The organism is Filifactor alocis ATCC 35896, assembly GCF_000163895.2.
Lineage (GTDB): Bacteria > Bacillota > Clostridia > Peptostreptococcales > Filifactoraceae > Filifactor > Filifactor alocis.
Window position 1 is genome coordinate 619,089 of sequence record NC_016630.1, and the last position, 15,736, is coordinate 634,824.

The 15,736-nt window shown below is 34.9% G+C and carries 15 protein-coding genes and 1 other RNA gene; all 16 read right to left on the reverse strand.

The annotated features are described in order from the left end of the window. Window positions 1-74 precede the first annotated feature (74 nt). The 16 genes from HMPREF0389_RS02735 to murA all read right to left on the reverse strand — a co-directional run bounded on the left by HMPREF0389_RS02735 (window position 75) and on the right by murA (window position 15,674). On the reverse strand, window positions 75-443 hold the full coding sequence (locus HMPREF0389_RS02735; RefSeq protein WP_242821722.1) for a metal-sensitive transcriptional regulator: 369 nt from the start codon (window positions 441-443) through the stop codon (window positions 75-77). Next, the gene (locus HMPREF0389_RS02740; RefSeq protein WP_014262204.1) at window positions 440-2,644 is read right to left on the reverse strand and encodes a heavy metal translocating P-type ATPase; all 2,205 of its coding nucleotides are present in this window, start codon (window positions 2,642-2,644) and stop codon (window positions 440-442) included. The genes HMPREF0389_RS02735 and HMPREF0389_RS02740 overlap by 4 nt, the downstream gene beginning before the upstream one ends. 12 nt (window positions 2,645-2,656) lie before the next feature. Next, the gene (locus HMPREF0389_RS09170; protein ID WP_014262205.1) at window positions 2,657-2,866 is read right to left on the reverse strand and encodes a cation transporter; all 210 of its coding nucleotides are present in this window, start codon (window positions 2,864-2,866) and stop codon (window positions 2,657-2,659) included. A gap of 223 nt (window positions 2,867-3,089) precedes the next feature. Next, window positions 3,090-4,310, reverse strand: coding sequence for a sodium/glutamate symporter (gltS, locus tag HMPREF0389_RS02750; protein ID WP_014262206.1), 1,221 nt, complete (start codon window positions 4,308-4,310; stop codon window positions 3,090-3,092). A 482-nt stretch (window positions 4,311-4,792) separates the two neighbouring features. Then, the gene (tnpA, locus tag HMPREF0389_RS02755; protein WP_014261821.1) at window positions 4,793-5,263 is read right to left on the reverse strand and encodes an IS200/IS605 family transposase; all 471 of its coding nucleotides are present in this window, start codon (window positions 5,261-5,263) and stop codon (window positions 4,793-4,795) included. Between the two features lie 205 nt (window positions 5,264-5,468). Next, window positions 5,469-5,861 (reverse strand): 30S ribosomal protein S9, encoded by a 393-nt coding sequence (gene rpsI, locus HMPREF0389_RS02760; RefSeq protein WP_014262207.1) that lies wholly within the window; start codon window positions 5,859-5,861, stop codon window positions 5,469-5,471. Window positions 5,862-5,876: 15 nt separating this feature from the next. Beyond that, the gene (rplM, locus tag HMPREF0389_RS02765; RefSeq protein ID WP_014262208.1) at window positions 5,877-6,305 is read right to left on the reverse strand and encodes a 50S ribosomal protein L13; all 429 of its coding nucleotides are present in this window, start codon (window positions 6,303-6,305) and stop codon (window positions 5,877-5,879) included. Window positions 6,306-6,473: 168 nt separating this feature from the next. Further along, window positions 6,474-6,809 (reverse strand): histidine triad nucleotide-binding protein, encoded by a 336-nt coding sequence (locus HMPREF0389_RS02770; protein ID WP_014262209.1) that lies wholly within the window; start codon window positions 6,807-6,809, stop codon window positions 6,474-6,476. A gap of 33 nt (window positions 6,810-6,842) precedes the next feature. Continuing rightward, the gene (gene mtaB, locus HMPREF0389_RS02775; RefSeq protein ID WP_014262210.1) at window positions 6,843-8,117 is read right to left on the reverse strand and encodes a tRNA (N(6)-L-threonylcarbamoyladenosine(37)-C(2))-methylthiotransferase MtaB; all 1,275 of its coding nucleotides are present in this window, start codon (window positions 8,115-8,117) and stop codon (window positions 6,843-6,845) included. A 175-nt stretch (window positions 8,118-8,292) separates the two neighbouring features. Continuing rightward, window positions 8,293-8,475: non-coding RNA, 6S RNA (gene ssrS, locus HMPREF0389_RS08860), on the reverse strand. Window positions 8,476-8,613: 138 nt separating this feature from the next. Continuing rightward, window positions 8,614-10,041: an alanine/glycine:cation symporter family protein gene (locus tag HMPREF0389_RS02780; RefSeq protein ID WP_014262211.1), complete on the reverse strand. Its 1,428-nt coding sequence runs from the start codon at window positions 10,039-10,041 to the stop codon at window positions 8,614-8,616. A 294-nt stretch (window positions 10,042-10,335) separates the two neighbouring features. Then, window positions 10,336-10,899 (reverse strand): biotin transporter BioY, encoded by a 564-nt coding sequence (locus tag HMPREF0389_RS02785; protein ID WP_041250959.1) that lies wholly within the window; start codon window positions 10,897-10,899, stop codon window positions 10,336-10,338. A 312-nt stretch (window positions 10,900-11,211) separates the two neighbouring features. Continuing rightward, entirely contained in the window at window positions 11,212-11,718 is a 507-nt protein-coding gene (locus tag HMPREF0389_RS02790; RefSeq protein WP_014262213.1) for a tryptophan transporter, read from the reverse strand. A 630-nt stretch (window positions 11,719-12,348) separates the two neighbouring features. Beyond that, window positions 12,349-13,293 carry an AEC family transporter gene (locus HMPREF0389_RS02795; RefSeq protein WP_014262214.1) on the reverse strand — a complete coding sequence of 315 codons (945 nt, stop codon included), beginning with the start codon at window positions 13,291-13,293 and terminating at the stop codon, window positions 12,349-12,351. Between the two features lie 68 nt (window positions 13,294-13,361). Then, window positions 13,362-14,381 carry a rod shape-determining protein MreB gene (gene mreB, locus HMPREF0389_RS02800; RefSeq protein WP_014262215.1) on the reverse strand — a complete coding sequence of 340 codons (1,020 nt, stop codon included), beginning with the start codon at window positions 14,379-14,381 and terminating at the stop codon, window positions 13,362-13,364. Window positions 14,382-14,402: 21 nt separating this feature from the next. Then, window positions 14,403-15,674, reverse strand: a complete 1,272-nt coding sequence (murA, locus tag HMPREF0389_RS02805; RefSeq protein ID WP_156775231.1) for a UDP-N-acetylglucosamine 1-carboxyvinyltransferase — start codon at window positions 15,672-15,674, stop codon at window positions 14,403-14,405. Between the last annotated feature and the right edge of the window lie 62 nt (window positions 15,675-15,736).

The following is a 15,736-nucleotide window of genomic DNA, read 5'->3' on the forward strand; positions in this document are numbered from 1 at the left end:
AATTTCCCATAAACTCTTTTAAAAATATAAATTGGAATCTGCTTGATTCCTCAAAACAAATTCCAATTCCATCATTATTTCAAAATTCGCTTAATGACTTCTACCAAAATATCAATTGATTCTTCTTCCTCAGGATTTGTTTTCATATTCTGAAGATATCCTTTGATATGCTTCTCTAAAATAATCAAACTTACATTTTCCAAAGCCGAAAGAGATGCAGAAACCTGTGTAATGATATCTACACAATCTCGATCTTCCTGAATCATTTTTTGAATTCCACGAATTTGACCTTCTATTCTATGAAGGCGATGAATCAAATTTTTATTTTCCAATGAATCTTCTTTCGATATCGTATCACAAGTCATACATTCTTCTTCAAAATTTTCACAAGTCATACTATTATCTGTATTTTCTTTTATCTTATTACCTATCCCTTTTTTCATGACAATTTTATCCTTTGCAATCTCAATGAATTTGTTACTACAGAAACAGAACTGCATGCCATTGCCGCTCCGGCTATCCATGGCAACAGACATCCTGATGCTGCCAACGGAATCCCAATACTGTTATAACACAATGCCCAAAAAAGATTTTGTTTGATAATTCTCATAGTATGCTTACTCAAAAGCAACGCATCGTAAACAGATTCCAGATCTCCTCTCATCAGCGTGATATCCGCTGTTTCCATTGCAATATCTGTACCTGTTCCAATTGCCATGCTCACATCCGCCGTAGCCAAAGCAGGAGAATCATTAATTCCGTCTCCTACCATAGAAACTATTTTTCCTTGTTTTTGCAATTTTCCAATCTCATCTGCTTTTTCTTCCGGTAAAACATCTGCAATAACAGTATCTATTCCTACTTTAGATGCTACTTCACGCGCAGCAGTAATATGATCTCCTGTCATCATAATAACATCTATTCCCAATTTTTTTAATTGTTCTATCGAACTCTTAGAACTCTCTTTTAGGGTATCTGATATCGCCATATATCCGGATAATTCTCCATTTATCGCAACAAATACTAACGTTTTTCCTGTTTCTTCCAATTGTAATATTTCGTCCTCTTCTTCAAAGTGAATTTTTTTAGATAACATCAATTTTCTGTTTCCAACCCATATTTCATTTCCAAAAACATGTCCTCCTACACCATATCCGGACAAGTTTTCAAAATCATCTAAAGGTATCACATCTAATTTTTTCGACTTTTCAAAGCCTTCTACAACTGCCTGTGCCAAAGGATGTTCAGAACATTTTTCTAACGAATAGACATATTGATAGAAAGATTCTTCTGAAATATTTTTTATTACAACAGTTGATAACGCAGGTTTTCCCTCGGTAATTGTACCTGTTTTATCCAACACAATCGTATTTGTACGATAAGCATTTTCCAAATACTCTCCACCCTTGAACAAAACTCCATATTCTGCTGCACGGCCGGAGCCTGCCATAATGGCAGTTGGAGTTGCCAAACCTAAGGAGCACGGACAAGCAATTACCAAAACAGAAATCATATTTTCCAATGCTCTTGAAAAATTACCTTGATCTATCCATACATACCAAGCAACAAAAGTGATAGCGGCAATCGTCATCACAACAGGAACAAATATTCCCGCTATCTTATCAGCAATTCTTTGGATGGGCGCTTTTGATGACTGTGCTTTTTTTACTGTTTCGATAATTTGAGACAACATCGTATCCTTACCGATTTTCTTTGCTTTAATTTTTAAGAATCCGCTCTTATTTACAGTAGAACCGATTACAAAATCACCAACTTCTTTATCATTGGGAATGGGTTCCCCGTTAATCATAGATTCATCGACAGCTGAATTCCCATAAATAACGATTGCGTCAACCGGAATTTTTTCTCCCGGTTTCACATGGAGAATATCTCCCACAACAACATCAGAAATAGGAATTGTTTCTTCTTTTCCATCGCGTTCTACAACAGCTGTCTTAGATTGTAATCCTATCAATTTTTTGATAGCTGATGACGTTTTTCCCTTTGCATTTTGCTCCAACAACTTTCCTAACAATATCAGTGTAATCAACATTGCACTCGTTTCAAAATATAGATGAATGTGTGAGGAACTGTTCCAATTCAAAATAGTCAGATACACACTATAAAAATATGCAGCTGATGTCCCAAGTGAAACCAACACATCCATATTTGCATTTCTACTTTTTAGTGAAGCATACGCACCCTTATAGAATTGCCAACCTACAAAGAATTGCACAGGCGTTGCCAATACCCACTGAATTTTAGGATTCAAAAGAATCTTTGGAATCCACCAAGAAGAACTGAACGAAAAATGAGTCACCATTGTCCAAAACAGAGGAAGTGTTAAAATAAGAGAACACAAAAATAATCTTTTTTGTTTCGCATATTCCTCTTCTCTCAATCCATCAATTGAAACTGTATCTTCCTGTTTTACAATTAACTGAAATCCCATTTTGTCTACAATATCAACAATCCTATCAGGGGAAATTCTTTCAGAATCGTACGATACACTACCTGTCTCTAAAGCAAGGTTTACAGCAACATCAATAATTCCTTCCTCTTTAGAAAGTCTATTTTCTATCCTTGCAGAACAAGCTGCACAATGCATTCCGATAATATCATACTCTATTTTTTGTTCCTTCATACAGCATCACCCTTACTTATCTGTCACACCAAATCCTAATTCCTCAATTTCATTTTTTAATTCTTTCAAAGTCACCTTTGTTTCATCAAAATCCACTTCTGCAATATTTTTTTCCAAATCTACTTCTACAGAAGAAACACCCACCTTATTGGATAATGCATCATGTACTGCCTTTACACAATGTCCGCAACTCATCCCTACTACATTAATTACTTTCTTCATAATCAATTCTCCTCTCTCATCTATCAAACATACCGATCTAAACCGACAATAGCACTATTTATTATCAATATCAATTATATCACATCAGTTATAAAAATCTACCTCTATAATTAAGCATTCCACAAAGCACGAAAAATATACCTGATTTCAAAAGAATTATTTTTCATACCACAAAAAAGGAATCAAGATTAACCTCCTGATTCCTCTTGTATCTCTCCACACTCTAATGAATTCCTAAAAAGTTCATAAAGCCTGTAATAATAGCTGCATTGGTAAAGTTACTGAATAATCCTCCTACAACCGGAACAATAAAAAATGCGATTTTTGAAAAACGATATCTGTCACAAATTGCTTTCATGTTTGCTACCGATACCGGAACAGCTCCCATACTAAATCCAATATGGCCTGATACCATAATAGCAGCATCATAATCTGCACCCATCATTTTGAATGTAATAAATGCGAATAAAATGATAAATACACATTGTGCCAATAGAAGTATCAACAACGGTCCTGCTAAATCAATTAAAGTCCAAAGTTGCATTGTCATAATTGCCATTGAAACAAAGATACTAAGCGAAACATTACCAATCATATCAATTTCTTCCAAAGGAGTAGCATTGGTGTCCCCTGTAATTGCATCATATGCATTTCTAATAATAGCACCACCCAACATTCCCATTACATGAATTGGCAGTGTTACATTTGGAAGTAATATTTTAAATAAATCCATAATGTATGCTCCAAGTCCCAATGCAATGAAAATTAGGATATTTGCCAACATAAATGTATTGGGATTTAACTCTTTTGGACGTGACGTTGTTTCAAGTGCCAAAGCATTTAAATCATCAGAAACTTCCGCAGGTGTATCTGAATATAAATCATATTTTTTAATCAAAAAGTTCCCTACCGGTCCACCAATCAAAGAACCTGCAACCAAACCAAACGTAGCTGCCGCAATTGCAATTGCTACAGCTCCTTCCACTCCCGCTTTTTCAACAATCGGAGCATATGCTGCAGCATTTCCATGTCCTCCTGTCATAGGAATGGAACCTGTCATAAAACCTAACTGCGCATTTAATCCAACCAATGGAGATAATCCGACAGCAATCACATTTTGCAAAAATGCTGTGGCTGCTGCAAGCCCAACGAAAATGAGAACTTTCTTCCCGGATTTTTTAAGAAGAGCCGCACCCGCTTCAAAACCACTCGCAGTAAAAAATACATTCATAAAATAAGATTCCAATGTTTTATCAAATGTAAATTCCGCTATTCCGGTTTGTTTCATAATCAGTGTAAATACTGCAAACAACAATCCACCTACCACAGCTTCCGGAATAGAATATTTGACCAAAAAGCTTATTTTTTTTCTCAAAAACTTCCCTAATAATAACATCAAAATGGAAACCATTAGGGTTTTTACCATGTTCATCTCAATTACCATTATATTACTCCTCCTAATAATTTATCTCCATAATAAATAATTAATTGCCAGTTGCTTCTTAATCTTACGGAATTCTTACATTAAACATTTACTATGAACGTGTTCTGTATATACCCAAAAACAATACAATCAACCTCAAGAAACTTTATTTTTTACATTTTGATCAGAAATGATAAGAGTAATACAAAAAACGAAATATGATTCTAACAAATAATTATGTTTCAAACATCCAACAAGGTTTGCCACATATTTGTTACAGCCAAAAATTATTAACAATAGTTGAATGGTTATGTTTTTATTCTCTTGATAAAAAGCGTTTAAAATACAATTTTTTAATCTAATGAAATCTTTATTTAATAAGAATTATAGGACAAAATAAATATCCACCGGCATAGCCGGTGGTTTTTCATTTTCGGGCATAGCCCTATCTTAACTGGCAGCACACACGTGTGCTTTTTATTGGCCTGCCAGCCATGCATTTTTTATTTGCTACCCGTAAACGGGTCTCTCGGATCAAATATACTTAATTGATCACTTTCTCTATCTACTTTCAATTGATTTGATATATATTCCTGTATTGCTTTTGTATTTTTACCTACGGTATCTACGTAATATCCTTTACACCAAAACTCTCTGTTTCTATATGCAAACTTCATGTTTCCATATTTTTGAAATATCATTAGACTGCTTTTTCCTTTCAGATATCCCATGAAACTCGATACACTTATTTTTGGTGGTATACTAAGTAATAGATGTATATGATCGGGACAAACTTCTCCTTCTATTATTTCAACTCCTTTCCACTGACATAATGTTCTTATTATATCTCTTATCGCTTCCTTTTTTTCTCCATAAAAGACTTTTCTTCTATATTTTGGTGCAAATACTACATGGTACTTACAATTCCATTTGGTATGTGCTAAACTGTTATTGACATTATTTTGTTGAGACATTTTAATGTTCCTCCTAATCTATTCTGTTTTTCATCAGCTGGCAGGCTTTTATACAGTTTAGCACATTAGGAGGTTTTTTTTCACCGCTTAAGCTTTTTTGAACCACGCGACTATCGCGTGGTTTTCTTTATACAAAAAGAACTCATAAAACCGATTGTTTTGTGAGTTCTTACTATTTTTGTAATTATAAAAGATATAAGAAATACTATCTTTTTGAGAATTGAGGAGCTCTTCTCGCAGCTTTCAATCCATATTTCTTTCTTTCTTTCATTCTTGGATCTCTTGTCAAGAATCCTGCTTTTTTCAAAATAGGTCTCAATTCTGCATCAACTTCTAATAATGCTCTGGAAATTCCATGACGAATTGCTCCTGCTTGACCTGTAAATCCGCCACCTTCTACTTTAACAATAACATCATATTTTCCTTGTGTATCAGTGATAACCAACGGTCTCAATACTTCTCTCTTCAATGTTTCATATCCGAAATAAGAATCTAATGTTCTTCCGTTGATTAAAACATTACCTTCACCCGGCATCAATCTAACTCTTGCTACAGAGCTTTTTCTTCTTCCTGTTCCAAAATACTGTACTTTAGCCATGAATATCCTCCTTTCCTATATATCCAATTGTTTTAATTGTTGTGCTTCATGCTTATGTTCAGAACCTACATAAATTTTTAAGCGTTTCATCATAGGATCTCTCAATCTATTTTTTGAAAGCATTCCATACACTGCATGACGAACAATTTCTTCTGGATTTTTTTGAAGCATATCCTTGAAAGAAACTTCTTTCAATCCGCCAAAGTACCCTGAGTGGTGTCTATATACTTTTTGACTTGTTTTTTTACCTGTTAAAACAACTTTTTCAGCATTAATAACTACTACATAGTCTCCCCCGTCAATATGTGGAGTAAATGTTGGTTTGTGTTTTCCTCTTAACACAGTCGCAATTTCTGTGCAGAGTCTTCCTAATGTTTTGCCTTCTGCATCAACAAGATACCAATCTCTTGTTACGTCAGATGCTTTAGAAATATAAGACTTCATTCTTGTCCTCCTAATTTATTCTCTCAATAATTGTGTATCATAAAGTCCGGGGCTGTGGACTAATATATTTAACACATACTCAGTCAGTTTATCATCCTTACGAATCAATGTCAAGAGTTTCTCTAAAATTCAAAACACCGATTTCTTCATACCGGACTTCTTCATCTGTTAGCCCGGTGGCCACATCAAATTTCTTCCACCCAGAATATGAAAATGAAGATGATCTACAGTTTGACCGCCTTGTTCTCCACAATTTGTCACAACTCTAAATCCATTCTTATCAATTCCTTCTTGTACACAAATTTTTTGGACTGCTTCTCCCAAATAAGACAGGATTTTCATATCTTTCAATTCCATAAAATTTGCACAATGTTCTTTTGGAATCAATACAATATGCACCGGAGCCTGTGGATCAATATCCTTAAATGCATACACCCACTCATCCTCATATACTTTTGTGGATGGAATTTCTCCGGACACAATGCTACAAAATAAACAACTCATCTTTTTCCCTCCTATCATTATCATAATGCTATATTATGATACAATAACACCATCAATATAATCTTCTTTTGCTTCTTTCAAAAGCACATCACATACCATATTTTCAACAGATTCTTTTGTAACAACCTTTACCTTCATATAATTCATCGTGTGCCCTGTATAAATATCATCTTCCCTTGTTTCAAACAATACAGGAAGAACTTGTCCTATTTGTGATTCCATAAATTCTTTCTTATTTTGATTGCTGATAGAGATTAATGTGTTGCTACGAACATGTTTTTCTTCCTTAGTTACGGTCTCTCCTCTTTCATATGCCACTGTTCCTTCTCTCGGCGAATATGGAAATACATGCATTTCATACAATTTAATTTCTTCTAAAAACTTTTTCGTTTCTTCAAAATCACTTTCTTCCTCTTCAGGAAACCCAACAATCACATCTGTAGTAATTGCAGGATAAGTATATGTTTTTCTAATCTGCTCCACAGCATTTCTATATTCTTCTGCTGTATACCTTCGATTCATCTTTTTCAATATTTTGTTACAGCCGCTTTGCAACGAAAGATGAAAATGTGGACAAAACTGCTCAACTTGAGAAACTCTTTTTAAAAAATCTTCTGTAATAATAATCGGTTCAACAGAAGAGGTGCGAATTCTCTCCAATCCGTCAATCGTTGACAATCGTTCTATGACATCAATCAAGGTTTCTTTTTTTGTATCTTTTCCATAAGAAGCTACATGGATTCCTGTCAATACCACTTCTTTATAACCGTTATTTACTAATTTTTTTACTTCATAAACAATATTTTCTAATGACCTGCTTCTCACCGGTCCTCTGGTGAAAGGAATGATGCAATAGGTACAAAAGCGATCGCACCCATCTTGAATTTTTACAAATGCTCTTGTATGATCTCCTGCTGTTGTGATGTTCATTTCTTCAAAATCTTTTCTTTTCATGATATCATCCACAACAATTCTTTTATCTTCAGGAGATGTTCTCAAAACTTCCCTTATAATCATATTTCGATTGGAAGTTCCCATAACTAAATTCACTTCTGATATCCTCAAAACTTCCTCAGGTGCTTTTTGTGAATAACACCCTGTTACAACTACAATTGCATTTGGATTTATTTTTTTAGTGCGTCGAATCATCTGTCTTGATTTTTTGTCCGACATTGCAGTAACAGTGCATGTATTGACGACATATACATCCGCAATCTCATCAAAATTGACCAAATCATATTGATTTTGCAGAAACAACTCTTCCATCGCTTCAGTCTCATATTGATTGACCTTGCAGCCCAATGTCATAAATGCAACTTTAGGATATATTGTCCCTTCTGTTTGATCTTTTATATGACTCTTTGTATAGTCATTTATTGTTGTAATCAAATTCAATGTAACAAACTTTCCCTTCTAAAAAATAATTTCTATAAAAGAATCTTCCTTCATAGAATTATCCATCTCATTATTCTTCCGTAAAAAACAAAAATCCAGAATGCCGTCACATACCTGCAAATTCACGCCCGAGTTCAACTCAGGTGGGTGCCCTGCACATTATCGCTGAAGTCCTTTCAAGAAGGCAGGTCATTTGATAAAACTACAATCGAGCTCCCTAAATAATAATGTCGGTTGAATTTATAGGCACAAACGCACATCCCAGATTGCTTGTTTTCTACATTATAACACTATTTTAACAAATGATAAAGTGTAATAGGTATTTAATTTAAGATATCTTTCAACATAAAAAGTGTTTTGCCTATGTGGATATTCTATCCCTATTACATAAGTCAAAACACTTTATCTTCTATTTCATAATTAAATTTCCAACTGCTTTTTTGTCTTCTTCCGTAATTGGCAATGCACTAATATACTCGTGGTGAGATTCTCTCACATAGTCGGGATCAGCAAAGAAATCTTTTACCATAGATACTACTACACCTTGCAACATAAAGATTGCAATTAAGTTTGGAATCGCCATCAAACCGTTTAAAGTGTCAGAAATTGCCCAAACTGCTTGCAAACCTCCGATACTTCCTACCACAATAGCCGGAATGAACACAATTCTATAGAAAATAACGGATTTTTTTCCAAACAAAAACTCCATACAACGTTCACCATAGTATGCCCATCCCAAAATTGTTGAAAAAGCAAAGAACGTTAACCCGAAAGCTACAACAAAGCTTCCACCTTTGAATCCGGTCTCAAATGCAGTTGTCGTAAGCACTGCTCCTTGTAATCCGCTGTTCCATTGACCTGTCACGATAATAACCAATGCTGTCATGGTACAAATAACCAGTGTATCCATCAACACTTCAAAAATTCCCCACATTCCTTGACGAACAGGGTGATCTGTTGTAGCTGCGGCATGTGCGATAGGTGCCGTTCCAAGTCCTGCCTCATTTGTAAATACTCCGCGAGAAATTCCCATTTTCATCATCAGTTTTACAGAAGCACCGGCAAATCCTCCCGTCATTGCTTGTGTACTAAATGCACTTCCGAATATTAATGCAAAAGCTCCCGGAACCGCTCCAATATTTTTCGCAATAATTACAATGGCACCAATGATATAGAACGCTGCCATAAATGGCACTAATTTTTCTGTTACAACTCCAATTCTTTTGATTCCGCCAATAATAACAATTCCTGCTAAAATAGCCAATACGCAACCTACAAACAATTTATTAATTCCAAAAGTTTGATCCAGTACAGACGCTACCGCATTAGATTGAGTCATATTTCCTGTTCCCAATGTAGCAAGCATTCCAAACATAGCAAAGAATTTTGCCAACCAAGGCATCTTAATTCCATTTTTGATATAATACATCGGTCCACCGGAAATACTGCCGTCTTTGTTCTTTTCTCTATATACAATAGCCAATACTACTTCTGAAAACTTTGTTGCCATTCCAAAAAAAGCGGATAGCCACATCCAAAAGATAGCTCCGGGGCCTCCGATAGCGATTGCCAAAGCAACACCGGCAATATTACCGGTTCCAACTGTTGCAGCTAATGCAGTTGCTACAGCTTGAAACGCCGTTACTTCTCCATGGCCGTCACTGGACTTGGAAAACATTTTAAATAATGTGCTTTTAATAATATAGACAAACTCTCTGATTTGAATAAACTTCAATCTAAAAGTTAATACAATACCGGTTCCAACCAACAAAATCAACATTGGCCATCCCCAAACGATATCTCCAATCCTCGAGTTAATTTCCAAAATAGTACCCATAGTATCCTCCTTTGTTTCCGCATTTGAATAAATGTCTTAATCTCTAAAAAGTGTTCTAATAATCATCTTATTTGTTTTATAAGACACATTATACATTTAAATTGCATATAAATCAATCTTTTTTTTGAATAAATATAGTTTTTTTTATAATTAGTATGTCATAATTATTTTTTTGTTCTCTTTATCGTTATACTCTATCTCATCATAAAACTTATATTAAAGAATTATCTTTCACATAAAAATAGTTAGAAGCAATCAAAAATATCACTTCTAACTATTTCATCCTGACACAAATCATACACGAAATACCTTAAGCAACTTTACACCAATCACAGAAGCAAGAAAACATTTTACAATATCTCCAGGCAATGTCATCAAGAAAAATTTAACCAACAAAACTTTTGCTCCTATTTCTTGACCAAGCAAAAATGTTGCCATCATATAATAGTATCCTATTCCTAATACATAAATCAAAGCCATTCCTGACGCGTTCGCAATTAGCATATTCTTAAATGTAATTTTGCCCATACACTCTCTTAATCTTCCTGTTACCCAGGCTCCTACAATAAATCCGAGCAAATAACCAAAAGTCGGTTGCAAGACATAACCGATTCCACCACCGGAGGTAAAAACCGGAACTCCTGCTAATCCCAACAAAACATAAATTCCTACTGACACCGCTCCCAAATAACTGCCTAAGAGCAACCCTGCCAAAGTAGAAAATAAATTCTGAAGAGTAAACGGTACCATCGGCATCGGTATTCTTAAAAAAGCTCCAATTGCTGTTAATGCGGTAAATAATGCCACCAAAATTAAATTTCTGGTATTTAAATGTTTTTTTGTAATTTCCACTTTCATATCTCCCATCTTATCATTTCATAGTAATTCCAGTTACTGAGTATAACATTCTTCTCTCTTTTCGTCAATTTTAACAAAATATTTTTTTACAATTAACCAATATAAATTTCATTTTAGAACTTATATTTCATTACAAAAAATCTTTTCTCAAAAATGATTGATTTTATTAGAAATTACGCATCTATTACTTAATTTCGAAAAACAAACTCTATTGTTATTATTCAATCTAATAAGTTTCATCAAAGTTAGATGATATGGATTAAATGATAACAATCACTTCTTTCTTAAAATATCGTCACCAACATAATTCCTCTATATTGTTCTATTCTTTTTGATAGAAATAAAAGCTCTATAAATTGCCAAACAAGCGATGATATTAGAGACAACTGCCGGCAAAACGCCTACTATCAACAAACTATAAAACGGCGCCGGTAAACCTACCAAGATATAAGCAAAAGATAAAAATAATACTCCTGAAACAAAAGTCCCAACTGCTGCCAATATAATCAATCTCAATGTAGTGATATGATTCGCATATATCTTTTTTACAACTATATACACAAAAACTGCTGTAATCAATTTCTCTATCAGATTAGGAAGCTGTCCTCCGGGAAAGGAAGTTGTCATTGCACTCATAATTCCCGCAGTTAAACCTGCTGCAAGTGCATTTGAAAAATCATCCTGAATCAAAATGGCAATAAACATACAACTCAGTAAAAAGTCCGGTTTAATTCCACCGTACACAGGTGGCGTAATAAAATGTAATACCATTCCAATTGCCAATAATAATGCCGTTGTAATTATATTCTTCGTTTTCATCTCAAAAATCCTTTCTTCATTCTTAAATATTTTTTATCACATCTAACAATATCTTCATATAGAAAGAATTCCTTTTAAAATATTTTCTAACAGGAATCATCTCTACCCTTTTTCACTGTTCATAACATACAAATCACTTCCTTCATCTTATCAATAAAAAAACCATCTGTTCCCTTATCTATAAAGGAACAAATGGTTTAAAATTCGCGGTGCCATCCTTCTTGAATAACTTAAATAACTTAATCTTGAATCAAAATATAAGTTATTCATCTCATTTCAAGTACAACAATACTCTACCCCTATAACGTGAGGAACACGCTCCAACTACTCAGCCAAGCCTTTCATCTTTACTCTCATAGGTCCATTCTTTTCTTCTGAAAAACCAGTTTTCACCATACACTGACTCTCTACATTTTCTTCCAAAAATACTACTCCCATTCATCGAGAATTATTTAATTTCCATCATTCTACCAGGCTTTTATCCATCTGTCAACTATTCTATTTATAATTTTTCTAAATTTTCTAAAATTAACTTTCTTTTCAATACGTTAAGTAACAAAACTCTATTCATTTTTCTACCCACAATAATTTTATTGATAAAGAGCAATCATGCAAAACAGTCAGTTCTTACTATAACAAGTGATAATAACTTAAAAAGAATACCCATAAGAAAATAGATAAGAAAGAAAAAATGGATGCCAAAACAATAATCTCTGATGCCAATTCCCCATTACAGTTCATCTGCTCTGCCATAATTCCGGAAGATACCGATGGCGGTGTAGCAAATACGGTCAAAATAACTGTAAGTTCTGCTCCACGAAATCCAAAAAACACACTGATTGGAATTGCAATTGCGGGAATTACAATTAATTTTCCAAATACAGCCAAACTTAATTTCAGCACATTCTTTTTCATACCTTTCAAATTCAACGCGGAACCTAAAAGAATAATCGGAAATGCAGACCCTATCTTTGCGATATTTGATACTGTAGTATCCAAGAATTTTGGAATTTCAAATGGCAAAAATAAGGTTAGAATTCCAAAAAAACAACCTTTAATCAAAGGATTTTTGACAATCTTTATCAATATATTTTCCTTTTTTTCACCGTCACTTTGCGTGCCGTGAATTGCTAAAATAATTACCGCCAACACATTATACATAGGAATCACCAATGCAATCAACATAGATGCAATGGCACTTCCTTGTTCACCATAAATAGCGTAGCTAAGCGGAACACCTAAAATAACATAGTTACTTCTGAAAAGAGATTGTATCAACGCACCTCTTGAACCTGAATCCTTTTCAACCAACGGAATGAATAAACTTGTAATAATAAAGATAAACAGTACCATTCCTCCTACAAAAAAGAACAACCTGGGATTCAATAATTTTTTTACATCATTGTGAATAATGTTTGTATAGAGTAAAAAAGGCAGGAATAAATGGAAACATAAATAATTGATTGTTGCAAGAACTTCTCCTGCCAACAATCCTTTTTGATTCAAATAAAAACCTAGTGCCACCAAAAGCAATAATGGTGCAACTGCATTAAATGATACCCAAAAACTCTCCATACCTTCCTCCTATCTATGTACAAAAACATAGTGCATATTCAAAAAGGATATGCACTACAAACTGACAACTATCTTTTTTTATATGAGTTCTTCGACAATACTTTAAGAGAATTTAACGCATCTCCTGTTCCTCTTGCGACACACGAAACCGCATCTTCCGAAACATATACATCAATTCCTGTTCTCTTTGAAATCAATTTATCCAATCCCCATAGCAAAGAGCCTCCGCCTGTCATAAGAATTCCCTTATCACTGATATCAGAAGATAACTCCGGTGGTGTTTTTTCTAACACAACATGAACTGCATCTGCAATTTGTGTAACACTTTCTTTCAATGCTTCCAATGCTTCTGAAGATGAAATTGTTCTAACTTCCGGTAATCCGGATACCAAATTTCTTCCTCTGACATCCAGTGTAATTTCTTCTTGTCTCGGGAATGCAGTACCGATTGCCATTTTCATTGCTTCTGCTGTCCTCTCTCCGATTAACATAGAGTGTTGTTTTCTCATATATTTAATCAATGCATCATCAAATTGATCACCCGCAACCTTAATGGAAGAGCTTACAACAATACCTCCTAGCGAAATAACAGCAATATCTGTGGTTCCTCCACCGATATCCACCACCATACAGCCATTTGGTTTGGAAATGTCAATCCCTGAACCAATTGCAGCCGCAATCGGCTCTTCAATCAAAAATACCTCTCTTGCCCCTGCGTCCATTGTTGCATCAATAACCGCCTTTTTCTCCACTTCCGTTACTCCTGAAGGCACACATACCATAATTTTCGGTTTGAAAATCTTAAATACACTGACGCCTCCTGTCACTTTTTCAATAAAGTATTTCAACATTTTTTCTGTCACTTCATAATCGGAAATAACTCCTTCTTTTAAAGGTCTTGTTGCTACAATACTTCCAGGAGTTCTTCCAAGCATCAATCTTGCCTCTTCTCCGACAGCCAAAATTGTGTCTGTTGAAGTATCAATTGCAACAACAGAAGGTTCATTCAAAACAATTCCTTTTCCTTTTACATAAATCAACACAGATGCTGTTCCCAAATCAATTCCGATATCCGGTGTAAATTTCATAATATTCCCCTCTTCTCTTACTTAATCCTCTACTCGACTGATATTCGCTCCCAATTTTGACAATTTCCCAACGATATCTACATACCCTCTGTCAATATGATAAATATTTCTGATTTTTGTAGCTCCTTCTGCTACCAGACCACTGATAATCAAAGCAGCTCCCGCTCTTAAGTCTGTCGCAACAACTTCACTACCATACAACTTGGAAACACCGTTTACAATCGCTGTTTCTCCGTTAATCTCAATATCCGCTCCCATTCGAATCAATTCGGGAACATTCATAAAACGGTTTTCGAACACTGTCTCTGTCACAGTAGATTCTCCTTCTGCTATGCAGAGCAAAGCCATAAATAAAGACTGTAAATCTGTCGGAAATCCGGGATGAGGCATCGTTTTAATCGTTGCACTTTTTATAACCTCAGGTCCAATCACCCGAACCGCATTATCATACTCTTCTATTGTACATCCAATCTCAGTCAATTTTGCAATAACAGGCTTAATATGGTCAGTGATAACATTTTCAACCAACACATCTCCTTTTGTCATCGCTGCCGCAACCATGAATGTACCCGCTTCAATTCTGTCTGGAATTACTGTATACTCAATCGGATGAAGTTTTTCTACACCTATGATACGAATGGTATTTGTTCCTGCACCTCTGACCCTTGCTCCCATATTATTTAAATAATTTGCCAAATCAACAATTTCAGGTTCTTCAGCAGCATTTTCAATGACTGTTACTCCTGGAGTCAAAGAAGCCGCCATCAAAATATTTTCAGTTGCTCCTACAGAAGGAAAATCCAAATACACCTTTCCACCCTGTAAATATTCCTTAGCATGCGCTTCGATATATCCTGACTGAAGCCCTTCGTCTATGATATTAACCGTTGCTCCCAGCGCCTCAAATCCTTTTAAGTGCAAATCTATCGGTCTGCTTCCAATCGCACATCCACCGGGCAAAGAAATTTTTGCTCTTTGAAATCTGGATAACAGTGCTCCCATCACCAAAAAAGAAGCTCTCATCTTATTAACAAGTTCATGCGGAGCTTCCACAGAAGTAATATGAGAAGCATCTACAAAAAGCGAATCCCCTTTTAATTCCGCTTTTGCTCCCAAGCAAGCCAATAACTCCACCATAACTTGCACATCCTTCAAATTAGGAACTCCTTTAATAACAGAAATGCCCTCTGCCAATAATGTTGCCGCAATAATCGGCAATACAGCATTTTTTGCACCACTTATTTGAACAGTCCCTCTTAAACTAGGACTTTCTTTTACTGTAATATACGCCAACGAATCCATTCCCTTCATGATTTATAATTGCTTTTCTATATCACTTTTTGCCTTATCTCTGA